Source organism: Limosilactobacillus urinaemulieris, from assembly GCF_932750685.1.
In the GTDB taxonomy this organism is placed as follows: domain Bacteria; phylum Bacillota; class Bacilli; order Lactobacillales; family Lactobacillaceae; genus Limosilactobacillus; species Limosilactobacillus urinaemulieris.
Map to the genome: position 1 here is coordinate 192,000 of NZ_CAKOBX010000002.1, position 23,721 is coordinate 215,720.

Below are 23,721 nucleotides of genomic sequence, written 5' to 3' on the forward strand. Positions count from 1 at the left end.
GGTGGATAATATGCAAAACTTTATTGATGCCTATTCATGGATTAATATTCGTTTCTTACTTCAAGGATTAGGAATTACCATTGAAATCTCCGTTGCCTCAATTATCTGTAGCTTTATCATCGGAACCTTGCTAGGAATCATCCGGTACGCCAAGATTAAGTATCTTTCAGCAATTATTGGTTTCATTATTGATTTAATTCGGAACCTTCCATTATTGCTAATCATCTTCTTTACGTACTTTGGTCTACCAAATATTGGAGTTAAACCCGAGATTATTCCGGCTGCTATTATGGCGCTAACCGTTTTCGAATCATCAATGGTTGCTGAAATTGTTCGTTCGGGAATTAATTCGATTGACTATGGTCAAACTGAAGGAGCACTTGCCAATGGCCTTACTAAGTGGCAGGCTCTTCGGCTAATCGTTCTTCCACAAGCAATTAAAAACATGCTTCCCGCTCTTGTTAGCCAGTTCATCTCACTGGTTAAGGATACTTCACTAGCGACAATTATCGTCTTGCCAGAATTAATGTATCATGCTCAAATTATTTATGGCCAAAATACCAACTACATTATTCCAATGTTTGTTGCTTTGGCCGTTCTATACTTCATTGTTTGTTACTCGCTGTCCCTTCTTGCTCGTTACCTTGATAAACATTTAGCATAGGAAGAGAGTAACGGTATAGCTATAAAAAAATGATCCAGCTCTTAATTAAGAGTTAGATCATTTTTTATTTACCTTAATATTGAATCGAGTAGCCAAAATGCTGGTGTTCACCAGTTAGACGCTTAACATGCCGCTCCATTACTTTTCTCCGAGTACCAAACATCATCCAAACGCTAAAACCACCAAAAATCACGAAGAGTATTAACAATGCCCACCAGTCACCAGGAACTAAATCACCAGTAAGTTTAGTGGTCCCCGTTGCCAAGAAGCTAAACCAATCAAGACTAAAGTGCATTAGCATTGTTAACCATAATTGTCCCGTATAAACATAGACAACTGCTAAAAACAGTCCCAAAAGGCAAGCTACACCAACTTGATAGAACGTTAAATCAACTCTTTGACCACCCAAGTTAATCAGATGGGCAAACCCAAATAAGACCGAACTTGTAAGGATCGCTAACGGCAGTCGTTGCTTAACATTCCGCCATGCGTAAAAGAGGACTCCCAGCATTGCAAAGCGAAATAGGCTTTCTTCTGCTAATCCCGCTTCAAATGCTTGACATGTTAGTTTAAAGAACCCGCCTTTAGGTAACTGGTTGATCGCCATCATGTTACTACCAAGCGGAACAACAAAAATTGCGATCATCAATAAGAGGATCCACCAATTAAAGTCTCCGCTCCAATTTGGCTTTAACCCCGGCCATGACAAGTGCCAAGCACGCATCACCGTTGTGGCAAAAATAAAGTAGGCAACTGCACCAACTGCTCCGGTTGCAAGTAAAGTTGATAATTTCTGATTATCAATTAAGTCAAACGGTAAAGATGTAAAGGGAACAATTACAATCTGAAACATCCAAAGCACAAAGATAAACCGTTCAATACTCAATTCCATTTGTCCACCAATAACACTAGCAAAGGGAGCATACATCACGAAATAATACAAAATCATGATTGATACTACCCCTCGCGATGGCATGTGGAGCACCGTAATAATTTCCCGGGTAATAACCCCCCACGCAAAAGTTAGAATTATAGGCTGAGCTAATCCCTGAAGCCAGCAGTTAATCCTACTGATAATTGGGGGAACGTTCTCCCACAATTCTTCAGAAAGCCCTATTCCGAGAATAATTACCATCCATAACAATTGCAGCCAAATATTACGGCCAAGTTCAAAGTTACGAATCATCATCATCATTAAAATAATTAAAGTCGCACCAATTTGAACTCGATACCAGATTTTTAAATAATCTCTTCCAGTCATCGAGATTCCTCCAAATAAATAATTGCTTATACTGTTCGATCATACCAAATTAAGCAAACTAGTTTAAGCATTTATTTAAAATAAAAGGGAACAAGGCAAAATGAAGTCATAAATGAGTTCATTTTGCCTTGTTCTCAGCTCTTAACTATTCGTTTTTGCCAGCACCAACTGGTTCTTTTTTAACGGTCTGCTTCTTATGGCCATTATTTTTTCGTTGTTGATGGTGGTTTTTCCGGTTATTATTGTTATTCTTTTCGTGATTAGCTTTCTTTTTGTTGCTTGGTTGACGATAATGATGGTTTTCATAATGACGATCGCCATTTAAAATCGTCACCATTGGAATAATCACTGGACGCCGACCTGTCCGCGCATAGAGAAGCTTCTGTAAGCGACTAATAATTGTCCGGTTAAGTGCTCGCCGATCCACGTGCTTATGGTTCTTAAAAGTATTCAAGATTGCCCAAAAGACTTCGTGGTTTGCCGCCTTAATTAGTTCTTGGGACTCATGCATGTAGACAAATCCTCGAGAGACAATATCAGGTCCAGCAACAATTTGGTAATCTTTCAAATCAACAACCGCCACAGCAGTAACGACCCCTTCTTCAGAAAGAAGACGACGTTCATGGATTTCAGGATTACCAACAGTGTCACCAGCATCACGCCCATCAATGTACACGTCAGCGGCGCTCTCAATGTGATCCGCAATCCGTGCAGAATCCTTAGTTAATGCTAAGACATCACCATTAGCCAAGATGAAACTATTTTCTTGTGGTACACCGGTCATTTCTGCTAACTTAGTGTGAATTTTCTGCATCCGGTATTCACCATGAACTGGCGCAAAAAACTTCGGCTTCATTAACCGCAACATGAACTCTTCATCAATTTGGCCACCGTGTCCAGAGGTGTGGATATTATTAACGTATCCATGAATAACGTTGGCACCATCTTCTTCTAGCTTGTTGATCAACGCATTAACGCTAGTAGTATTACCAGGAATTGGATTACTTGAGAAGACAACGGTATCACCGGGCTGAATAGTAATTTGCCGGTGAGTACCATTAGCGATCCGACTCAGCGCTGCCATTGGCTCACCTTGAGAACCGGTACACATAATTAAAACCTTTTCCGGTGGATAATTATTAATTTCATTCTGATCAATTAACGAATCCTTGGGAATATTAAGGTAGCCTAGTTCTTGACCTGCCGTAATGGCATTTTCCATGCTTCGACCAAAGACAGCGATCTTTCGTCCTTGAGCGATCGCTGCATCTGAAGCCTCACGTAGTCGGTAAACATTTGAAGCAAATGATGCAAAGATGATTCGCCCCTTAATTCGTTCAAAGATCCGTCGAATGTGAATATCGACCCACCGTTCTGATTTAGTAAATTGTGGGCGCTCAGCATTAGTACTGTCAGATGTCAGAAGAAGGACGCCATCATCACCAAGCTTGGCCATCTGTTGGAGATTTGGTCCTGGTAAGTGACCAACTGGAGTTAAATCAAATTTAAAGTCACCGGTTTGGACAATTGTTCCTTGAGGTGTATGAACTGCTACTCCCAAAGTATCAGGGATTGAGTGAGTAGTCCGGAAAAAGCTAACCCACAATTTTTTAAAGTGGACTTCATCGAATTCATTGATTTCATGAAGCTCTGCATCACGTAAAAGGTGCTTTTCTTCAAGTTTTCCCTTAATTAAAGACATTGCAAAAGGTCCTGCATATATTGGGGCATTTACTTTTTGCAAGAAAAATGGCAAGCCACCAATGTGATCTTCATGACCGTGAGTGATAAAAATTCCCTTAATCTTATCCTTGTTTTCAATTAAGTAATCATAATTTTGAATTACGTAGTCAACCCCAAGGAGTTCATCTTCAGGGAAAAGCACACCACAGTCAATAATAATTATTTCATCTTGGAATTGAACACAGTACATGTTCTTACCAATTTCGCCTAAGCCACCCATTGCATAGAAGGCAACTTCATTATTCTTGATATCTAATTTTGACATAATACCTTTCTTATACCTTTCTGTTTTCTTAATTTTTACTTATTTAAACAATAACGGAAAATTGTAAACCAAAAGACCCGCTTCTCAGAGAAGGGAACGGTTTTAACAATTGATGATTCAGTTTTATATTTTATATCCGTACTTAAAACTAATAACATTTTAACATAAATTATTTTTTTCTGCTATTATCCAAGAATCAAAAAATTCCTCGAAATAACAATAAAGTGACCTCCCTAAATTAATAAGGAGATCACTTTAATTATCATTTTTAGTAAATTTCAATTAATTGAGAAGCTGCCATTCTGCATCATAGCTAAAACGCGCTCACCATGGGCTTGCTCGAGCTAACGACCTCCACCTCCAATGATGAAACGTCATTCGGTGGAGAAATCGTTAGCCACCGGAAGATTTAACGGGCTCACACTCTTCTTTCCTAGTCTTCCTTTGGTAATTGTTCTTCTTCTTTTTGCCAAAGCTTTTCTAATGGAACAATGGGTTGTCCTTCTTGGTTAAACTTTACGTCGGTTAATTCACTAAGGACTTCCTCATACGCGGTCTTGCAAAGACGTTCGCTAATTTCCGCAAGTTCTTCTGCACCGTGGTAGGAATTTTCCTTCAAAACGTGGTTTATCGTTCCCATAACCTCATTTGAAGCCTTAGCCCCCATAATCTCAAGGCTCTTTAATCGGTATTGATGAATGTAAAAAGCAATAAATGCTTTCAAAGCTGCTTCCTTAGCCGCTTGGTTATCTAATTCATCATAGCGTAATCCTACTTCTGCCAATCTGATCGCTTTCCTTTCTTAATTTACCATAGAATACATAGCTATTTATTTCTACCATAACACAAACCACTAATATTCGTTAATTGTTCATTTTTTCGCAGGTGTAATTCAGTTTTACCATCCTCAACGGTAGCATAAACTTCAGTGTTCGGATCTTCAGCGACCTTTCCCAGCTTAATCTCGCCCCTGCCTGAACCAGTTTGCTCGACACTCAGTTTTTGGTTAAAGATAAATTCCCTGAATAACTTAACGGCTTCGCGGCGTTCTTGCTCTTTCTTAACCGCAACCGCAAGTGTATATCCTTGATCAAGGAAAAACTTAATTGTACAAACCCGGTAGAGAATACTAATTGAATAGAGATGATTTTGGTTCTTTTCCCCCTGCTCAGAGTTAATGTAACCTTTTTTCTCCCAATAACGAATTTGACTTGGCGATACTCCCGTCATTTCCCCTAATTGAGACATTGTAATCCTTAAGTTACTCTGCTTAATCATTTTGCGAAATCGTTCTGATAGTAAAATATCCATCAAATTCCTCCAAGTATTTAATTCATAAGCCATTATCTTAAAATTAATCATCATTGTCAAATTATTTGACAATAGGATTAAATAGTTTTATATTATTAGGCATTGTCTAAAACGAAAAGAGGTATTTAGCTTGAATCAGCAATCTGTTCCAGTAGATATTAACAACAAGCCATACAACAGAAACCTAATGGTGCTCGTCTTATTAATCGGTGCTTTCTGTACTATTTTAAACCAGACCATTCTTTCAACTGCTTTCCCGGCATTGATGAATGCTTTTAATATTAGCACGTCAACGGTTCAATGGTTAACTACCGGGTTTCTGATGGTTAACGGGATTATGATCCCAATCAGTGCATACCTAAGTAGTCGTTTTAATACCAAGGGACTATTCGTTATTTCAATGACCATCTTTGAAATCGGAACGATCGTGTCATGGCTAGCTCCTTCCTTCGCTGTTCTTTTAAGTGGTCGATTAATTCAGGCGATCGGGGTGGGAATTACCATGCCGCTAATGCAAAATATTATGCTAACAATCTATCCACCTGAAAAGCGCGGGGCTGCAATGGGAATTAACGGCTTAGTTATTGGATTAGCTCCAGCAATTGGGCCAACACTTTCTGGATGGGTCATCGATAACTTTAGTTGGCGGTGGCTTTTTGGCATGATTGTACCAATTGCAGCCGTAGTAATTATTGCCAGCTTATTTTTGGTTAAGAATGTTATTCCAAATCAAAAGCCACACCTTGACTGGTTATCAGTTATCATCTCTACTGCTGGATTTGGTAGTATGCTTTACGGCTTTTCCAGCGTTGGTAATGATGGTTGGACTGATCCGATTGTCTTAACAACCATTATCATCGGAATTATTTTAGTTGCTTTCCTTATTATTCGACAAAACAAATTAGATGAACCATTCTTAGAGTTCAAAGTTTTCAAGAGTAATGAATTCACCCTAGCAACTATCTTGAGTTCCATTGTAATGATGGCAATGGTTGGGGTTGAATTAGTCATCCCGCTATACCTTCAAATTATTCACGGAATGTCTGCTTTCCATTCAGGGCTAACCCTTCTCTTCGGTGCTCTTTTCATGGGGGTTATGAGTCCAATCACCGGAAACCTATTCGATCGCCATGGTGCAAGACGGTTAGCGATCACCGGAATGTTTATTCTTTCCGTTGGTACAATTCCATTTGCCTTTATTACCCGTGATACACCAATTATCTACATCGTTTTCTTATATGCTATTCGAATGTTTGGAATTTCAATGGTAATGATGCCAGTCACTACAGCTGGAATGAACTCTTTACCATATCACTTGATCTCACACGGGACAGCCGTAAACAATACTCTTCGTCAGGTTGCCACTTCAGTTGGAACGGCAATTATGATCTCAGTTTTAACCAATGTTACTAACAACAATAAGCCTGCTCATTCATTACTTAAAACTGCACCGCTACAATATAAGTCACAAATGTTTGATGCGACTTTAATGGGGTATCATTCAGCATTTTGGTTTGCAATCGCCTTTGCTCTGATTGGCCTTTGCTTAACTATCTTTGTAACAAGCGGCACGGGAATCCATGTAAAAATTGACGCAAATGATATTCAAAGAAAGGGGGATTCAAAATGATTATTGTCTTAATGTTTGGTTCCGCACTTGCGCTATTTGCCTGCGTAATGTTTATTAGTCAACGCCTGACAAGAATTATTGGTACCCTTATTTTTGGTATTCTCTTTGTCAGCTCAACTGCTTTAATGACGTTAAATTACAGTCAGCACCTTGGAATGGAAAAAGTAACAACGACAACCCGCCAAACTATTTATTCAGCAGCTAATCCCCTTCCAATTGCCGTTTATCAACCGGTTGGAACTAGCGGTCAAGAAAATGTCCTAATTTACAAGACCAACCAGAAGCAAACGAAAGCTACTCATACTCAAGCAAACGAATATACGGTAAGTAAAATGAAATTTACTAACCGAATTACACCAGAATTGAAAACAACCGAAACGCGGTGGCAATTTAAGAACAACTTTTACAGGGGACTCTTTTTGTGGTCGGGAATGAATGGAACGTTAATCAAGCGGACTAACATAATTGAATACCCACACACTTTCGTTAAGCTTACTGCATCCCAAGCTCAGCAACTTCAAAAAAGAATGACTGGTGTTAATAACTCACAAATTCAGGCTCAAGCGAAAAGCTTTGTAAGCGCAAAAGTTCAAGCTGCAATGTTAAAACAACCTAACATGAGTGCTCACCAAATCAACCAAATATCACAACAGGCTGAACAAGAATTTCTAGCTCAATTGATTAGAAAAAATTAAGTTCAATATTATGATATAAAGAGACCGCTAAAAAGCGTTTTGCTTTTTAGCGGTCTCTTTTAGGTTAGCCATCCGGTATTGATAACCTTATTCTATTTACTTATCAGGAATTTCATTTATTTCCCGGGAAAATGTTAATTGTTTTAAAGTAAAAGGATCCTTAAATGATAGTTTAGTTGCCCAGAGTGCTTGATGCTGATACTTAGAAGTATCGCCACCATAAAGATGATCACCGATTAATGGGTGATTAATTGAAGCTAGATGAACTCGTATCTGGTGAGTACGTCCCGTATGCAACTGAACTCGCAGTTTAGTCCAGTCCACACCTTCCGCCTCTACCCAATACTCGGTTATCGCACGTTGACCATCTTCAGCAACAACTCGTTGAATCTGGCCTTCACGACGAGCAATCGGCTTATTAATCATACCGTGTTTCTCATCAAAGGTTCCTGATACAAATGCCGTATATTCCTTTAACATTTGGTGTTGCTGAACCTGTTGACTAATCATGCTAGATGCTACATGATGCTTAGCAATCAAAAGTAACCCGCCGGTATACCGATCAAGCCGAGTAATTAAATGTGGCCGTTGATCAGCGGACTTTTCTTCAATCAGGTAGTGAACTGCACGATTAAGAACAGTTCCATTGTCAACAGTAGGTCCAGGAATTGACGTTACCCCCGCAGGCTTATCAATTACTAGCCAATTATCGTCTTCATAAACGATATCAAGAGGGGCATTACTCAATTTTACTGATAAATCACGCATCTCTGGTTGAGCAATTATAGTTAATGGCTGATTAGGCAATATTTTCGTCGTTGGTCGAACTTTTCGGTGATCAACCAAGAATTCACCCTGCCCCTTCTTTAAATCATTGAAAAGTCGATGTCCCATTCCCAATGATTGAAGAAACTTCTTAATTTTAATTGGTTCGGCACCTTGATACTGCCAAGTATTTTCCATTTTTACCTCCAAATTATTCTTAAATAAAGAAAGACTGGGGAAGTTCCCCAGTCTTTCTTTATTATGACGGTCCGTACGAGACTCGAACTCGTGATCTCATCCGTGACAGGGATGCGTCCTAAACCAACTAGACCAACGGACCATTCGACAACAAATAAAAGTATACGAAACTTCCTCTCAGGTGTCAACAACTTTTTAAATTTCCTTTTACTTCTTCATAAGTCATAAATACCTTATAATATTATTAGCATTCTATTGAGGAGGATACTATGGAATCCCTATATAAACGATTATCTTCATGGTGGGCTAAATACGCGCGACCAATAAAGATTATCTTTGTAATCTCGGTTATTATCTTTGTCGTCCATGCCCTAACTAGCTTTTTCAAAACCGTTGATTGGCACCGGGTTGGTACCGGGTTAAGCAATTTAACATGGTCAAACATTTTAATCCTACTTATTTTTGGTTGTATCGCAGTTGTTCCAATGCTGGGATACGATTTTGCAATTGTTAAATTTCTTCCCGGGAAATTCAAGCGATCATATATTATTCGCTGTGGCTGGATCACTAACACCCTTACAAACATTGCTGGTTTCGGTGGTGTCCTTGGTGCGACAATGCGAGCTTATTTTTATCGAAAACATGCTAACAAAAAAGATATTTTATTAGCAATTTCTAAAATCGCTGTTTTCCTTTTGTCAGGACTTTCGGTACTTTGCTGGGTTGCCTTAGCTTTTATGTTTATTTTCCATCAGGGCGGCCATTTCAATCAATACGCACTCTGGCTTGTTGCTGGTGGCCTCTACTTCCCTGTTGTTTTTTACTTTACCCTAATTAATAATAATCGCTTATTTAAAGATGTTACACCGAAAATTGAGGGTCTTCTCGTCGGCAGCTCAACTTGTGAATGGCTCTTTGTTGCTCTTTTCTTCTTGCTAGTTGGGTGGTGTTTAGGTGTTCGCCATAATCTAGCATCAGTTTTACCCTTATATGTAGTTGCTCAACTGCTTGGGGTTATTTCTATGATTCCTGGTGCCCTTGGTTCCTTTGATATCATGATGATGTTTGAATTATCATTAATGGGAGTTTCTAAACCAACAATTATTATTTGGCTCCTCCTCTTCCGAATTTTCTACTATATCGTGCCGCTAATCATTGCCGGAATTCTCTTCCTTCACGACTTAGCTCGGCAGGTTAATGACTTCTTTGATGGCTTGCCATTAGTTATTATTCAAAATACTGCTCACTTTCTTATCACAGCATTCATGTATATTTCTGGAATCTTAATGCTACTTGCCGCTGCGGTTCCCGACATTACAGCTGATAACAAGCTTTTTGCCCGACTTTATCCGTTTACTTTCTTTTTTATCCACCAATTATCCACAGTGCTATTCGCTATTGCTATGTTAGCTTGTGCCCGTGGATTAGCTTCGAAGGTTCAAAAGGCTTACTGGCCGACACTCGCTTTACTGTTAATTGGGATTATCAGCACCTGGTGGAATTTAAGAACAATGAGCCTAACCATTTACCTTGCCATTGTTTTAGTTCTTATTCTCCTTTCAAAACGAGAACTCTACCGCGCAAAACTTCAGTACTCAATTAGTAAATTTGCCACCGATCTTTTGATTTTTGCCGGAAGTTGTATTCTTTACGTTATTGTAGGAGTTCTTAACGCTCCTCAATATACCCGGTCGCATAAGATTCCAAACTTTTTCCTTTTTCCAGGCGAAAAAGTTTGGTTCTCTGGCTTAATCGGCCTGTTGCTTGGATTAATTCTGCTAGTTTTAATTTTACGTTACTTCTGCTCTGGCGCTGATCCGTTTGCTAAGCAGCAAAATTTTGCTGCGGAGCGGGTCCATAAGGTAATTGAACAATTTGGAGGTAGCCGAACTAGTCATCTTGCCTTCTTAAAAGATAAGAATCTGTACTTCTACCAAAAGGCTGACCAGGATCAACTATACTTTATGTACCGTCGCAACTATGACCGTTTAATCATTATGGGTGATCCTGTTGGGAACGCCGCTGAGATCCGGCCTGCCCTTCGCCAGTTTTTAACGGAAGCCGACCTTTATAATTACCAGTTAGTCTTTTATGAAGTCTCCGGTGAATTTACGATGTTGCTTCATGAATTTGGCTTTGATTTCATAAAAACTGGCGAAACTGGCCTAGTTCGCTTAGCAGACTTTACCCTAGCAGGAAAGAGACAACGGTCACAACGGGCGTTAATGCATAAATTTGATCGTGAAGGCTACCAATTTAATGTTGTAAAGCCTCCATTTGACGATGAATTCATGCAAAAGCTAAAGGCTGTTTCCGATGATTGGCTTGGAAAACAAGTAGAAAAAGGCTTTTCCTTGGGATTCTTCTCGCCAAACTACATTCAGCAAGCACCGGTCGCAACAGTTACGGATCAAACTGGCAAAATCGTTGCCTTTGCTACTTTCATGCCAACCGGAGGAAAAAAGTATCTTACCATTGATTTAATGCGGCATACCCACAATGCTCCTTCGGGAATTATGGATAAAATTTTCATTAGTATGTTCTTATATGGTCAAGAACACGGCTACGAATACTTTGACCTAGGAATGGCCCCGCTATCAAATGTGGGTGAATCACAATTTAGTTTTCTTGGTGAAAAGGTTGCTCACTTTATCTACGAATATGGTTATCACTTATACGGTTTTCAGGGACTCCGGCGGTATAAAAATAAGTATGCTGATGTTTGGGAATCTCGGTATACCGCATTCCGGAAATGGAGTTCAATTATTAACTCAATGCTCTCTCTCGTTAGCGTTATTAACCAACGTGCTGATAAGCAAGAAAAACGACCTTTCTTTTCTTGGATCGACCGTTAATTTGCCGCTAGTTTCAGATTGAACTATAATGATCGTGTAATCGTTTACACGATCATTTTTATTAGGAAGGCGAATATTATGGCTACCGTTTATCTATCAGCAAAATTACCAAAAGTGGCTACTGAAATATTAAATAAGGCTGCAATCTCCTATGAGGTTTTTGATGGGAAAGGCTTGATTTCGAAAGACGAGTTAATTAAGCACGTCAAAGACTGCAAAGTACTAATTACTCCGCTATCTACCCAAGTTGATCAAGAAGTAATTGATGCTGCACCAAAGCTTAAGTTAATTGCCAACTTTGGTGCTGGTTTTAACAACATTGATGTAAAATACGCCCGGAGCAAGGGAATCGACGTTACTAATACACCATTTGTTTCTTCAACTGCTACTGCCGAGGTTGCTAGTGGATTAGTTATCGCCTTAATGCGAAGAATTGTTGAAGGAGATCGCGTAATGCGTTCTGTTGGTTTTGATGGCTGGGCACCACTCTTCTTCCTTGGCCATGAATTAGCTGGCAAGACTTTAGGAATTGTTGGATTAGGGAGTATCGGGCGTGGAGTTGCGCAACGTCTTCACGCATTTAACATGAAGATCATCTACACCCAACGCCGCCAAGCTGATCCAGCAACTGAAGCTCAATATTCTGCTGAATACGTTACACTTGACGAGTTATTAAAACGTTCTGACGTGGTTACTCTTCACTGTCCGCTAACTCCAGAAACACACCATTTAATTGATGCCCCTCAATTCGCAATGATGAAGGATTCAGCATTCCTGATTAATTGTGCCCGCGGTCCCGTAATTAACGAAGCAGCCTTACTGAAGGCCCTTCAAGAGCATAAACTTGCCGGTGCCGCACTTGATGTTTATGAAGCTGAACCAAACGTTGCTGACGGCTTTAAGAATCTCGATAACGTTATTTTGACACCACACATTGGTAACGCCTCATTTGAAGCTCGAGACGCAATGGCTAAAATTGTTGCCACTAATGCCGTTAATGTTTTAAATGGCGAAGCTGCTAAATACATTGTTAATAAATAGGATCAATAAAATCCTAACTAAACAAAGCGAGAACCGCCTGCGATCATTTCCGATCCGCAAGCAGTCCCCGCTTTTTTAATTAAATAATTATTACTTCACGTTCAAAATTGCAATAAATACAATAAAAATAAAGAAGAGGGCATACATAATTGGGTGTACTTCCTTACCCCGCTTAGCAGCAATCATGGTAAGTGGATACATAATTAATCCAAGAGCCATCCCATCTGAAATACTGTAAGTCAACGGCATACCGATAACAATTAGGAATGCCGGAATCGCAATTTCAAGTTTTTCCCAATGAACTCGTTTCATTGACTGAGCCATTAATACCCCAACAATGATTAACGCTGGGGCAGTTACCTGGTTAGTAACTACGGGTAGTAATGGTGAGAAAAACATTCCTAAAATAAAACAAATCGCCGTTACCACTGAAGTCAAACCGGAACGACCACCAACCGCGATCCCTGCTGATGATTCGACATAGGCACCAACTGGCGAAGTTCCCAGGATCGAACCAACCAACATTGCACTTGAGTCAGACATTAAGGCTTTCCCAACCCGCGGCATTTTATTATCCTTCATAAAACCTGCCTGTTGAGCAAGGCCGACTAATGTTCCCGCAGTATCGAAAAAGGTTACTAATAAGAAAGTCAAAACAACAACCCAAAGTTGAATAGTGTTAATATGGGAGAAATATTCAACACCAACGCCAAACGTTGGCTTTAAGCTTGGAGCACCTGAAATAACGTGGTGTGGCATTGGAATCAGTCCGGTAATTAATCCCGCAATTGCGGTCACCGCCATTCCAATAAAGATTGCCCCCGGAACCCTTTTAACCATCAAAATTGAGGTAACAATCAGACCGATAATCGTTAGCCACGTTGTTGGTGTGGTAAATGAACCAAGACCAACAACGGTCGACTTGTTAGCGACGATCAAACCACCTTGATGAAGTCCTAAAAAAGCAATGAATAACCCAATTCCACTAGAAATTGCAAACTTCAAATCACTTGGAATTGCGTCAATAATCACTTCACGTAACTTAAAAATTGTAATGAGGATAAAAATCAGCGAAGCAACAAAAACAGCAGCTAGGGCAGTCTGCCAGTTAACTCCCATTCCAATAACAACGGAATACGAGAAGAAGGCGTTAATTCCTAGGGCTGGAGCAGTAGCAATCGGATACTTTGCATAAAGCCCCATCATTAACGTCCCGAACGCTGCGGAAAGAGCAGTTGCCGTGAATACCGCCCCTTGGTTCATCCCCGATGCTCCCAAAACATTCGGGTTAACGAACAAAATGTATGACATCGAAATAAAAGTGGTGAACCCAGCTAAAATTTCCGTGCGAATGTTCGTATTTAATTCATTAAGCTTAAAATAATTGCTAATTGTGTTCAAGAAAAAATCCTCCAAACAGTAATTACGAATAAAACAACAAATGGTATCTTATAATATTCGCATTCATCTGTAAAGAGGAATTTTAGATAAAATTTAGATATTTTGGGCAAGGTAATCGTACAACATGTCCTTCTTAATTTGCTTTGTATCAACCCCTAAGACTTCTGCAATCTTAAAGGCGTAAGCAAGAGCGGTTGCCGGACCACGACTAGTAAGGATCTTAGCCTTCTCATCAACTACAGTAATTTCTTTGTGGAAACGGGCGGTCGGTACTTCCTTTTGAATTTCTTCATTTATTCCAGGATAGCAAGTGTAATCGTGATTGTCTAACAAGCCATAACGAGCAAGTGCTATTGGCGCAGCACACATTGCAGCATCCCACTTACCTTCCTGGTTACGCTGAATCATTAATTGCTTTAATTGTTCGTTATCACGAAGTCGTTTCGAGCCACCCATACCGCCTGGGAAAGCAACAAGATCATACTCCAACAGCTGATCACTCACCAGCTCATCACAAGTTAATTTAATATTATGGGCGCCAAGGACTTCCTGATCTTCAAGGCCAACCATTTTAGTATCAATACCAAGACGACGCAATACATCAATCACCGTTAGTCCTTCAATTTCTTCGCAACCTGGTGCAAATACAACTGCAACTTCTGGCATAGCTTAAGATCTCCTTCTTTAATTCTTCATTCTAATCATTAACTATTTTTGTTATTTCTGTCATTACCTGATCGGCCTCTGGCATCCGGTATACTGGAAAAATATGTGGTAAATCGCGTCCAACAACAAACTTAACGGCCACTCCAGCATCACGAAGCTTCTGGACAAATAAGGCGCTATCTGGATACATAATCTCTCGAGTACCTACACAAATAAAGACATCCCGCAACTGGCTAACATCGCCATTAATTGGACTCAACCTGTAATCATCATGCTTTTCACTTGCAGCCCACAGTTTAGCTACTCGCCGTAATCCCTTAACCGATAAGGTCACGTCATGATCTTCATACTTAGTAATTGTCGGGTTATTTAAGTCGAGATCTAACCAGGGAGATATTAAAATTAAGTGTCCTGGTTGTGGCAAGTCGGCTGCTGCACAATATTCACAAAAACCTGCAGCTAAACCACCACCGGCAGAGTCACCCAGGAGTGTAATGTTACTTACCGGAACTTGATCATAAACCCGTTGATATAACTGGGTAATTTCCCGATATGCCGTTTTAAACTGGTGTTGTGGAAGATGAGAGTATAGGACAACATAAACACGGGCCCCCGTTTCTTGAGCTAACCGGTCAGCAAATAACCACTGCTCCTTTACCGGCGACTCAATATAAGCCCCACCCGGCAAATAAATAATTGCCTTTTGTGGGCCTGGCTGTTCATTTAAAACATAGGTCCTCGCTAACGTGTTGGGTAATTTACGCAAGCTAACACTAAACGGGACCGCTGGCATCACAAAGTCTTCTTCACTTTCTTGTCGTGCTTCCGTAAGCATCTGGTGAAATTTTTGCTCATCAGTCATCCGTTGCTTAAAGCCACTCACCTGAATTTGTAATTCAACAAATGTTGCTCGTTGTGAACGATGTTGACCACAGCATATTAATTCACGAATACTTTGACCAAAATTGCTAGCAAGCTCAGAAGCAACCTGGTGTTGAAATTTTGGTAATTTTCTCATGAGCTGTTGGGCTCCTCTTAATAAACTAGTCGAACTTCCCGACCTTACTATAAATAGTTACTTCCATCGTAACACGATTTCAGCACCCAGCTCCATTCAATTTTATTAAGTTTTGTCCTAAAATTAACTAAAAAGGAAGTAATCTCAATGCATCAAGAATCTCTTTTTGCTCAATCAAATAATAACACTCCGCTAGCTAACCGTATTCGCCCCCAAAATCTTGAGGAATTTATGGGGCAACAACAATTAATTGGGAACGGCAAGGTTCTTCGTGACCTAATTGAACACGATCAGGTATCCTCACTTATTTTATGGGGACCACCTGGTGTCGGCAAAACCACGTTAGCGGAAATAATTGCTCAGCAAACAAAGTCCCATTTCATTACCTTTAGTGCTGTTACAAGTAGTATTCGCGATATCCGAAAAATTATGGAAGAAGCGGAGAAAAATCGTGAATTTGGCGAACGAACAATTTGCTTCATCGACGAAATTCACCGCTTTAATAAGGCTCAACAAGATGCCTTTCTTCCCTTTGTTGAACGGGGAAGTATTATTCTAATTGGGGCAACAACAGAAAACCCTTCTTTTGAAATTAACTCTGCCTTACTTAGTCGGTGTAAGGTTTTCGTCCTTAAATCATTAACAATAAATGATATTATTGCGATCCTTAAAAGAGCAATCAACCACCCAGCTGGTTTCCCGGGAATTAAGGTTGACTACAATGATGACGTTTTAACAATGATTGCAGAATTTGCCAATGGTGATGCACGAGTTGCTCTCAACACTCTTGAAATGGCCGTGCTAAATGCTGATCACCACGATCATCAAGTGAATTTAACAATTGATAGCCTCAAACAGCTAATCAATACTAAATCATTACGCTACGATCAGCATGGTGAAGAACACTATAACGTTATCTCCGCGCTCCACAAATCAATGCGCAATAGCGATGTTGACGCAGCGATCTACTGGTGTTCACGAATGATTGACGGTGGTGAAGACCCGCTTTACATTGCTAGGCGATTAGTCCGGTTCGCCAGTGAGGATATTGGTCTTGCCGATACTAATGCATTAACCGTTGCTATTAACACTTTCCAAGCTTGCAAATTTCTTGGTGTCCCGGAATGTGACGTTCACCTAACAGAGTGTGTTATCTACCTATCACTGGCACCCAAGTCAAATGCGGTCTATAAAGCGCGAATGACTGCGAAGAAAGTGATTAAAAAGACCGGTAATTTACCGGTTCCCCTCCAAATTCGGAATGCACCAACAAAATTAATGAAGGAGCTTCATTATGGTGATCACTATCAATATGCCCATGATACTAAGGATAAGCTAACTTCAATGAAAACAATGCCACCAGAATTGACGAGTCAACAGTTTTATGAACCAACAAGTCAGGGACGCGAAGGACGGTTTAAAGCCCGGATGGAGCAAATCAAAGAATGGCATCGAAGAAATGATAATTAATACAAGGGCGTGAAGCTTGAGGGCGGGAAAAAACGTTAAGTTTTTCCCGCCCTCTATATATACTTATTAATCTCCGAACTTAGAGAGTCTAATCGCGGGAATCCAAATAGGCTCACTTCGTATCGTAACTGAGAGACTCGAGCCTAACGCAGCGAAGCAAGCCTATTCGGCTACGAACGACTCTGATGATTTCATCATCATTCATCGTTCTAGGTTAGTCAACCGCCCCTCCGAGAAAGTTAATTCCCAGCTTCTAGTCTTCACGCTCTTCATTTTATTAACTTCTTTTTACTAATTGCTTTCGATTTCGTCTCCACATCACAACAACCATTACTAATGAAATAGTAATAAGGGTCAATGCAGTAATTACAATGTTTCTATACCCATTGTATAGAATATGACGCATCTCAGGTAACAACGATGCTGGTAAACTACTTGCTGTCTTAGCGTTAGATAATTTATTTAGCATTGCCATTGTGATTCCGTGATGGTGTTTAATCCCTTGTAACAGGGCATTATTAAGGATTACCCCATAAATTGCCGACATGAAAGTTTGGCTAAGGATCCGCATCAAGTACCCCATTGATGTTGCAATTGGAACATCTCGTAACTCAGCGTCAGTCTGAACATTAATCTGAAGAATGTTGAAAACCAAACCAACACCGAATCCTTCAAACGCCCCAAGAATCATGATTAACCAGAATGGTGATTTCTGACCGCCAAGCAAAAGACCAAGGAATGAAATAAAAATTGTCAAAGCACCTAAGCCAACAATCTCATACTTCGACCATCGATCCTGAATAAACGGGACTAGTTCAGAGCCAAGAAAATCAGTCACTGCTCCAGGAATTTGGGTCATCCCACCAAGTAATGCCGATAACCCAAGAAGTCCCTGAGCCCACATCGGAATATAAATAACAAAAGCGATAAAGGAGCCCCAGATAATCACGAAGAGCATGAAGTCAATTACCAATTCATGATTAGTAAATAACCGGTTCGGCACAATTGGGTCAGTGGCTTGCTGATCAACTTTTACCATCCACCATAATAATGCTCCACCAATAATCATTAGACCAAGAATTACAGGAAGCGAGGCAACCCCGATTAATTGGACGGCAATTAAAATCAACATTAGACTACTAACTAACAGCGTTGCTCCCAAGTAATCAATCGGTTTACCAGCTGCCTGTTTATTAACGTTCTTATAAAAGATCGCAATAATCGTAATCGCAATCAACGCAATCGGCACATTAACATAGAATACCCAGTGCCAGCTAAGTGCATCAACGATCCACCCGCCAAGAAGAGGACCAATAATTGAGGCGGTCCCAAAGCAAGCACTTGATAGGCCAAGCACCGTGGCCCGTTTCTTTAGGTTGGTATAGATTTCGGCAAAGACAATAAATGGAATGGTGTTCATTCCCCCAGCACCAATTCCCATTATTGCCCGGGCAATAATAAACCAGGTGATATTTGGAGCAAGTCCCTGAAAAATCGCCCCAATCGCAAAAAGAGAGGTTGCGCTAATGTAAGCAATCTTATTCCCCTTATGTTCACCAAACTTACTCCACAATGGAGTTGCAACGGCCATCCCAAATAAGAAAATCGCTACTATCCATCCCATATACTGAAGAGCGTGCAAGTCACTAGTAATTGCCGGTAATGCCGTATTAACAATCGTCCCGTCCATTCCCGCCATAATATTAGATAATAATAAGGCTCCCGTAACGATTGTTCGTCGTTGTTTTAATTCCAAATTCTCGTCCCCCTCCCCAGAATAAAGATAGCGGGTTCCGCAGCATTCCGCTTCACCCGCTCTCAATCGAATATTTTCTAGTTGATAACTAGTCATGTATTATACAAAGAGTTGAAAATGAACTCAACCTCTTTTTAATTTTAAATCAGTATTTAGTTAGTCTCTTTAATGAATTTCCCTAGCCTTTGCCAATCACGCAAAATAGTTGGCTCTAGTTTTCGACTATACAAAACTGCAGCCGGATGATACATCGGTACCAACAAGGAATTGGTTGTTGCTAACTCATAACCGCTGCCATCTTTTTTGGCGTGCTGAATTGGTTGATTCAACAATTGGCCGTGAAGTTTACCAATATTAGCTTTGGGACCCAGTAACCGTTGCAAAGCAGTGTTGCCTAGTGGCACGATTATTTTAGGTTGAACCTGAGCAAGTTCCCAATCAAAAAGATTAGCAAACGCTAGAACTTCCTTCTTTGTTGGCGTCCGGTTTGGTTTTTTTACTATCTTAGTACCGGTTTTCTTATCAACAACCTCTTTAATTGAGTATGGCCGTTGGCGAACAACACTGGTGATATAGACACTATTACGGTCATAACCAATCGTTGCTAACATTTTCATTAGTTCCTTACCAGAGGCTCCCGAAAAAGGAATATTATGAACTTCCTCATGGCGACCAGGCGCTTCACCAACTAACATCAAATCAGGCTTTCGTTTTCCTTGACCAGGAGTAAAACCCGCAAGATTTCGTCCAGCAACTCGTTGGCGAACCTCAGCTAAAAGATTTTGTGGATACTGAATGATCATTTCATCACTCCCATATTAACCGTTATGCCGCCACTTTGGATCTGTAATGATTCGGGCAGTAATTAAACCAAGTGGTAAGAAAACAACAATTAGGAGGGCCTTAGTAATCCAGAGGGCACCAACACTAATTGAGGTTAGTCCCATATTATACATTGCTTGGTACATATATAATCCAGGAACCATAATTACGATCGAAGGAACGGTAATTGAAATTTGTGGATAGTGAATTTTCCGTTTAACAATTGAAGCTAATAACCCAGCGATCAATGCTCCAATAAACGCACAGGCGCCAGCAGGAATATTACTATAATCTACCAATTCCAGGCGAGTCGTGTTAGCAACTGCCCCAATCAGTCCCGCAACTGTTGCCATCTTCGGCGTACTATTAAACATAATTGAGAAGCCAAAAACACCACCAAAACTCGTCACAACCCGTAACAGCATTAACATTAACGGTGGTAGCGGTAGGGCTGCTAACGTTCCTGGGCGTAGACGGACTGCCATTGCCACAATCCACCCCACTAATGTTGCTACCACAATAATGGTCACTGCGTAGGCAAGTCGTTCAAGTCCTGATCGCATATCCAACTTAGAAATGTCTAGGCCACTAGTAATGAATGGGAAGCCGGGAATAATGAACAGCATTGCACCAATATATCCCGTTTCGTGACGTGGACTAATGTGAAATAACCATTGCATCCCAACAAAAGCAAAAAGATAAAAAAGACAAGCAACTGCAACCCCAACGGAAACACAGGCTAATAATGTAATATGACGATCAATTAACTTCCGTCGAACATAGTTTCCTAAGCCCGCACCAAGAAAACAACAGGCCATTTCAACAGGTCCACCGCCAAGGAGGAAAACGAAACAGCTACAAGCTAAAGCGGCCGCTAACCCAACCTGAATCGGCGTATAATTTCCTCGACTATGAGCAATTTTCTCAAGGCGATTATGAATCTCGCCAATTGTCATCTCACTGCCATGTTCATGGAATTCATCGATGAACCGTTCCATCTGGGATAATTTACTCGTATTAATCCCAGTACTTGGTAACGACAGTGCTTGGGTATAGCTATGGTGAGCATCCATACAAGTATACTCTAGTGAAACCAGTCCAATATCAGCCGAACAGGTCATCTTTAATTCACGGGCAACAATATTCATTGAGTCACGAACTCGCCAAGCTCCCGTTCCGTATGACAGCATCATTAAACCAATTCGTCCAGCAATCGCAGCTCGCTCTACTAAGTTGGCATCACCTGCTGGCGTAAAGTTATCATTAGTAAAGAAATCTTGCCACGGGATTGCCATATGGTGGTGTGTCGAAATGTGTTCTGCGGGTTCGAATCCCATTATCCCTTCTGTGTCTTCTGCGTCACTTTTTTTCATGACTGCTCTTCCTCCATCAATTCCGTTCAGTTTAAATTCACATAAATAATTATACCGACCTTGTCAACTGCTAATTATCAAGTTGAATTTGTTTTACTCGCTGAATAAAGTCCCGCTCGTCATCACTAAGAACGTATCCTTCCCGGATTACGATTGAAATGTAAAACTTTTCTGGAATTGGATCAAGAATATCTAACGCCTTAATTCCCGGCTCATTTGTTGCAGCATCCTTAACCATCAAGCTAATTCCCTTATCCTGTCGAACAAGCTCCTTAATCCAAGAGATATTTGGCAACCGATAAACAACGATTTGAGGCTTAATCTGAGCATATGTACAATATGCCTGAAATGCAGATTGATGAACATATTGCTGATCATAATTAATAAATTTCTGCGTCGCTAATTCATTAAAATAAACAGCATCCTTTTGAGCAAGTGAATTTTGCTCGCTAATGATGATTCCAAATGGCCGTGTTGCTACTAGTTCAGCAAAAATACCATTTTCATTAATTGGTGCAGTCGAACCCAAAATAGCAATATCAATTTTCCCCTTCCGTAACTGATTAAGCAAATCGTGAGAACCGACCGAGGTTATTCGGAGACGCGAAAGTAAGTCACCAGAAAATTCCTCAACAATTTTAGAAATATATAGTTTCCCAATAATTGGTGGTAAGCCAAATCGAATCTGCTTTTGGTTAGCACGGCTAATTTCCTTCCGGGTTAAATCAATCTTGTCATTAATCAGAACGGCATTTTCATAAAGAAGTAACCCACTTCGCGTAATCATTTCATCACGATGGAAGCGATCCTTACGAACTAATTGGGTATTAAATTCCCTTTCTAATCGTTGAATTGCTTGAGTAATGCTCGGCTGGGAGACCTTAAATTCTTTAGCAACCCGTGTGTAATTTTTATATTTAACTAACGCAACAAAATACTGTAAATCGCGGGTATTCATTTTTGTTCCTTCCTTTTTTCGATACATAATCATATCTTACGCCATAACCAAACGGAACGGCAAGCAGATAATAATGACAAGCGTAATTAATTATCTCCGAAAGCAAAAAAAGACTGACGAAAATAATTAATTTTCGCCAGTCTGTTAGTTAATTTTCTATTCTAGACTTTGAGTGGTTGAGCAACTGAGTCGAGAACTGCTTGCCGTGCCTAGCTGATGTTCTAGGCAACTGAGTCAAAACGCGCTCGCCCTAACCTTCCTCGAGCTAACGACCTCCACCTCCGACGACGAGACGTCGTTCGGTGGAGAAATCGTTAGCCACCGGAAGGTTTTAACGGGCTCGCACTCTCTAATTACCACATACCCAATACTTTCATCCAGAGGCTTCCGATACCGATCCAAACGACGATGTAGAAGATCCCGAGGACAAAGTTGAGTGACCACCACTTGGATTGAGGAACGTAACCAGAACCAAAGAGAACTGGTGCAGGACCTGAAGCGTAGTGCGTAGTCGATGCCATTAAGTTACCAAAGAACCCAAGCATCAAAGCGGCTAACATTGGTGGAACGTTAGCAGAAATTGCCACTGCCAAGAAGGCACTGTACATTGCAGTAACGTGGGCAGTCGAACTAGCAAAGAGGTAGTGGGAGTAGAAGTAAACCACAATCAGGATGATTAATACTAATACCCAATTCATTCCGTGAAGTGAGCTACCAACAGCCTTACTTAACCATGGAATAAATCCTAAGCTTGTCAATGAACCAGCCATCATAACCAGAACAGAGAACCATGTTAATGTGTTCCAAGCACCAGTTTCATGCAAAACGTCTTGCCAACTGAGAACCCCAGTTAAGAGGAGTAATCCTAATGCGATGAAGGCAGCCAAAGTTGCATCAATCCCAATAAAGCTACCAACAATCCAAAGTACCAAGGCTAAGACAAAGATTACAGCCATCAACTTTTCTGGAAGGGTCATTGGTCCCATTTCAGTAAGTTGATCTTCTGCCCATTGCTTAGCATTAGGTGTTTCCTTAATTTCAGGCGGATACATCTTGTAAATCAACCATGGGACAACAATTAATGAAATAACACCAGGTACCAAGGCAGCTAAGAACCAGCCAACCCAGGTAACATTAACGCCATTTCCCTTAGCAAGGGTTTGAACTAGCGGGTTAGCAGCCATTGCCGTCATGAACATTGCAGCGGTAATCATATCACCATGGTATTCAGCAAAGATTAAGAATGAACCAATCTTTCGGGATGTTCCCTTTTTGGGGTCTGAACCAAATGATTGTGATAATGATTCAATAATTGGGTATAGGACACCACCAGCACGAGCAGTGTTACTTGGAGTAGCCGGTGCCAAGATGAGGTCAACCCCAATTAATGAATAAGCTAAGCCAAGGGTTCGCTTACCAAAGGCCTTAACAAAGTTCAATGCAATCCGCCGGCCAAGTCCGGTCTTGATAAACCCACGAGCAATGAAGAATGCCATTGCAATCATCCAGATGGAGGCATTCCCAAACCCAACAATTGCCTTTTCCATTGGTACAGTCTTTGTCAATACCGTTAAGGCAAACGCAACAATTGATACTCCACCAATTGGTAATGGTCGAGTGATACATGCAATAATCGTTGCAACGAATAAGGCAAACATATGCCAACCGGCAACTGGAACTGCAGCTGGCTTGATTGGGGTCATAAACCATAAGATTAGACCAACGATAACAGGCCAAATGAACCCCTTATAATTTACACTTTCTAATTTTTTCATCTTTCCGTCCCTTAATAAATAGTAATAATTGCTTTCGGTGGTATTTCACCACCA

General features: G+C 40.6%; 19 protein-coding genes and 1 tRNA gene. 6 read left to right on the forward strand and 14 right to left on the reverse strand.

Translation table 11 applies throughout. The features are described from left to right. Positions 1-10 precede the first annotated feature (10 nt). Positions 11-664, forward strand: coding sequence for an amino acid ABC transporter permease (locus tag MR181_RS02365; RefSeq protein WP_191911609.1), 654 nt, complete (start codon positions 11-13; stop codon positions 662-664). Positions 665-737: 73 nt separating this feature from the next. Here MR181_RS02365 and MR181_RS02370 read toward each other — a convergent pair whose 3' ends face one another. From MR181_RS02370 to MR181_RS02385, 4 genes are all read right to left on the reverse strand, one after another. Continuing rightward, entirely contained in the window at positions 738-1,925 is a 1,188-nt protein-coding gene (locus MR181_RS02370; RefSeq protein ID WP_242334378.1) for a CPBP family intramembrane glutamic endopeptidase, read from the reverse strand. A gap of 145 nt (positions 1,926-2,070) precedes the next feature. After that, on the reverse strand, positions 2,071-3,933 hold the full coding sequence (gene rnjA / locus MR181_RS02375) for a ribonuclease J1 (RefSeq protein WP_242334381.1): 1,863 nt from the start codon (positions 3,931-3,933) through the stop codon (positions 2,071-2,073). 433 nt (positions 3,934-4,366) lie between these two features. Next, the gene (locus tag MR181_RS02380; protein ID WP_242334383.1) at positions 4,367-4,717 is read right to left on the reverse strand and encodes a DUF3368 domain-containing protein; all 351 of its coding nucleotides are present in this window, start codon (positions 4,715-4,717) and stop codon (positions 4,367-4,369) included. A gap of 41 nt (positions 4,718-4,758) precedes the next feature. After that, positions 4,759-5,244, reverse strand: coding sequence for a MerR family transcriptional regulator (locus MR181_RS02385; RefSeq protein WP_242334386.1), 486 nt, complete (start codon positions 5,242-5,244; stop codon positions 4,759-4,761). Between the two features lie 130 nt (positions 5,245-5,374). On the opposite strand from MR181_RS02385, the gene MR181_RS02390 reads away from it, so the two are divergent. Continuing rightward, complete coding sequence (locus tag MR181_RS02390; RefSeq protein ID WP_242334389.1) at positions 5,375-6,874, forward strand: MDR family MFS transporter; 1,500 nt, start codon at positions 5,375-5,377, stop codon at positions 6,872-6,874. Next, positions 6,871-7,569, forward strand: a complete 699-nt coding sequence (locus MR181_RS02395) for a DUF4811 domain-containing protein (protein ID WP_242334391.1) — start codon at positions 6,871-6,873, stop codon at positions 7,567-7,569. Before MR181_RS02390 ends, MR181_RS02395 begins: the two co-directional genes overlap by 4 nt. 96 nt (positions 7,570-7,665) lie before the next feature. Here MR181_RS02395 and MR181_RS02400 read toward each other — a convergent pair whose 3' ends face one another. Together MR181_RS02400 and MR181_RS02405 are read right to left on the reverse strand one after the other, a co-directional pair. Next, positions 7,666-8,532, reverse strand: a complete 867-nt coding sequence (locus MR181_RS02400; RefSeq protein WP_242334394.1) for an RluA family pseudouridine synthase — start codon at positions 8,530-8,532, stop codon at positions 7,666-7,668. A gap of 67 nt (positions 8,533-8,599) precedes the next feature. Further along, a tRNA-Asp gene (locus MR181_RS02405) sits at positions 8,600-8,674 on the reverse strand. A gap of 127 nt (positions 8,675-8,801) precedes the next feature. Here MR181_RS02405 and mprF point away from each other — a divergent pair. Together mprF and MR181_RS02415 are read left to right on the forward strand one after the other, a co-directional pair. Then, a complete protein-coding gene (mprF, locus tag MR181_RS02410; RefSeq protein WP_242334397.1) occupies positions 8,802-11,387 on the forward strand; it encodes a bifunctional lysylphosphatidylglycerol flippase/synthetase MprF in 2,586 nt (861 codons plus the stop codon). 78 nt (positions 11,388-11,465) lie between these two features. Further along, positions 11,466-12,428 (forward strand): 2-hydroxyacid dehydrogenase family protein, encoded by a 963-nt coding sequence (locus MR181_RS02415; protein WP_242334399.1) that lies wholly within the window; start codon positions 11,466-11,468, stop codon positions 12,426-12,428. Positions 12,429-12,518: 90 nt separating this feature from the next. On the opposite strand, the gene MR181_RS02420 is transcribed toward MR181_RS02415, so the two are convergent. From MR181_RS02420 to MR181_RS02430, 3 genes are all read right to left on the reverse strand, one after another. Continuing rightward, positions 12,519-13,829: an NCS2 family permease gene (locus MR181_RS02420; protein WP_277956477.1), complete on the reverse strand. Its 1,311-nt coding sequence runs from the start codon at positions 13,827-13,829 to the stop codon at positions 12,519-12,521. Positions 13,830-13,922: 93 nt separating this feature from the next. Further along, the gene (locus MR181_RS02425) at positions 13,923-14,495 is read right to left on the reverse strand and encodes a DJ-1 family glyoxalase III (protein ID WP_242334402.1); all 573 of its coding nucleotides are present in this window, start codon (positions 14,493-14,495) and stop codon (positions 13,923-13,925) included. Positions 14,496-14,526: 31 nt separating this feature from the next. Then, positions 14,527-15,513: an alpha/beta hydrolase fold domain-containing protein gene (locus MR181_RS02430; RefSeq protein WP_242334405.1), complete on the reverse strand. Its 987-nt coding sequence runs from the start codon at positions 15,511-15,513 to the stop codon at positions 14,527-14,529. A 147-nt stretch (positions 15,514-15,660) separates the two neighbouring features. Between MR181_RS02430 and MR181_RS02435 the strand changes: the two genes are divergently transcribed. After that, positions 15,661-16,983: a replication-associated recombination protein A gene (locus tag MR181_RS02435; RefSeq protein ID WP_242334408.1), complete on the forward strand. Its 1,323-nt coding sequence runs from the start codon at positions 15,661-15,663 to the stop codon at positions 16,981-16,983. Between the two features lie 277 nt (positions 16,984-17,260). Here the strand turns inward: MR181_RS02435 and MR181_RS02440 are convergent, their stop codons facing one another. The 5 genes from MR181_RS02440 to MR181_RS02460 form a co-directional block, all read right to left on the reverse strand. Then, positions 17,261-18,739, reverse strand: a complete 1,479-nt coding sequence (locus MR181_RS02440; protein ID WP_242334411.1) for an MFS transporter — start codon at positions 18,737-18,739, stop codon at positions 17,261-17,263. A gap of 152 nt (positions 18,740-18,891) precedes the next feature. Then, positions 18,892-19,542, reverse strand: a complete 651-nt coding sequence (locus tag MR181_RS02445; protein WP_191911620.1) for a uracil-DNA glycosylase — start codon at positions 19,540-19,542, stop codon at positions 18,892-18,894. Positions 19,543-19,557: 15 nt separating this feature from the next. Next, the gene (locus MR181_RS02450) at positions 19,558-20,898 is read right to left on the reverse strand and encodes a threonine/serine exporter family protein (RefSeq protein ID WP_191911663.1); all 1,341 of its coding nucleotides are present in this window, start codon (positions 20,896-20,898) and stop codon (positions 19,558-19,560) included. 106 nt (positions 20,899-21,004) lie between these two features. Further along, positions 21,005-21,892, reverse strand: a complete 888-nt coding sequence (locus MR181_RS02455) for a LysR family transcriptional regulator (RefSeq protein WP_242334415.1) — start codon at positions 21,890-21,892, stop codon at positions 21,005-21,007. A 353-nt stretch (positions 21,893-22,245) separates the two neighbouring features. Beyond that, positions 22,246-23,667: an anion permease gene (locus tag MR181_RS02460; RefSeq protein WP_242334418.1), complete on the reverse strand. Its 1,422-nt coding sequence runs from the start codon at positions 23,665-23,667 to the stop codon at positions 22,246-22,248. Positions 23,668-23,721: the final 54 nt, after the last annotated feature.

What these genes read in the sequence shown, in the direction of transcription:
- MR181_RS02385 (WP_242334386.1), bottom strand. Translation starts at nt 5,244, where the DNA reads ATGGATATTTTACTATCAGAACGATTTCGCAAAATGATTAAGCAGAGT.
- MR181_RS02450 (WP_191911663.1), bottom strand. Translation starts at nt 20,898, where the DNA reads ATGGGATTCGAACCCGCAGAACACATTTCGACACACCACCATATGGCA.
- MR181_RS02430 (WP_242334405.1), bottom strand. Translation starts at nt 15,513, where the DNA reads ATGAGAAAATTACCAAAATTTCAACACCAGGTTGCTTCTGAGCTTGCT.
- MR181_RS02425 (WP_242334402.1), bottom strand. Translation starts at nt 14,495, where the DNA reads ATGCCAGAAGTTGCAGTTGTATTTGCACCAGGTTGCGAAGAAATTGAA.
- MR181_RS02400 (WP_242334394.1), bottom strand. Translation starts at nt 8,532, where the DNA reads ATGGAAAATACTTGGCAGTATCAAGGTGCCGAACCAATTAAAATTAAG.
- MR181_RS02455 (WP_242334415.1), bottom strand. Translation starts at nt 21,892, where the DNA reads ATGAATACCCGCGATTTACAGTATTTTGTTGCGTTAGTTAAATATAAA.
- MR181_RS02445 (WP_191911620.1), bottom strand. Translation starts at nt 19,542, where the DNA reads ATGATCATTCAGTATCCACAAAATCTTTTAGCTGAGGTTCGCCAACGA.
- MR181_RS02370 (WP_242334378.1), bottom strand. Translation starts at nt 1,925, where the DNA reads ATGACTGGAAGAGATTATTTAAAAATCTGGTATCGAGTTCAAATTGGT.
- MR181_RS02415 (WP_242334399.1), top strand. Translation starts at nt 11,466, where the DNA reads ATGGCTACCGTTTATCTATCAGCAAAATTACCAAAAGTGGCTACTGAA.
- MR181_RS02395 (WP_242334391.1), top strand. Translation starts at nt 6,871, where the DNA reads ATGATTATTGTCTTAATGTTTGGTTCCGCACTTGCGCTATTTGCCTGC.
- mprF (WP_242334397.1), top strand. Translation starts at nt 8,802, where the DNA reads ATGGAATCCCTATATAAACGATTATCTTCATGGTGGGCTAAATACGCG.
- rnjA (WP_242334381.1), bottom strand. Translation starts at nt 3,933, where the DNA reads ATGTCAAAATTAGATATCAAGAATAATGAAGTTGCCTTCTATGCAATG.
- MR181_RS02435 (WP_242334408.1), top strand. Translation starts at nt 15,661, where the DNA reads ATGCATCAAGAATCTCTTTTTGCTCAATCAAATAATAACACTCCGCTA.
- MR181_RS02460 (WP_242334418.1), bottom strand. Translation starts at nt 23,667, where the DNA reads ATGAAAAAATTAGAAAGTGTAAATTATAAGGGGTTCATTTGGCCTGTT.
- MR181_RS02365 (WP_191911609.1), top strand. Translation starts at nt 11, where the DNA reads ATGCAAAACTTTATTGATGCCTATTCATGGATTAATATTCGTTTCTTA.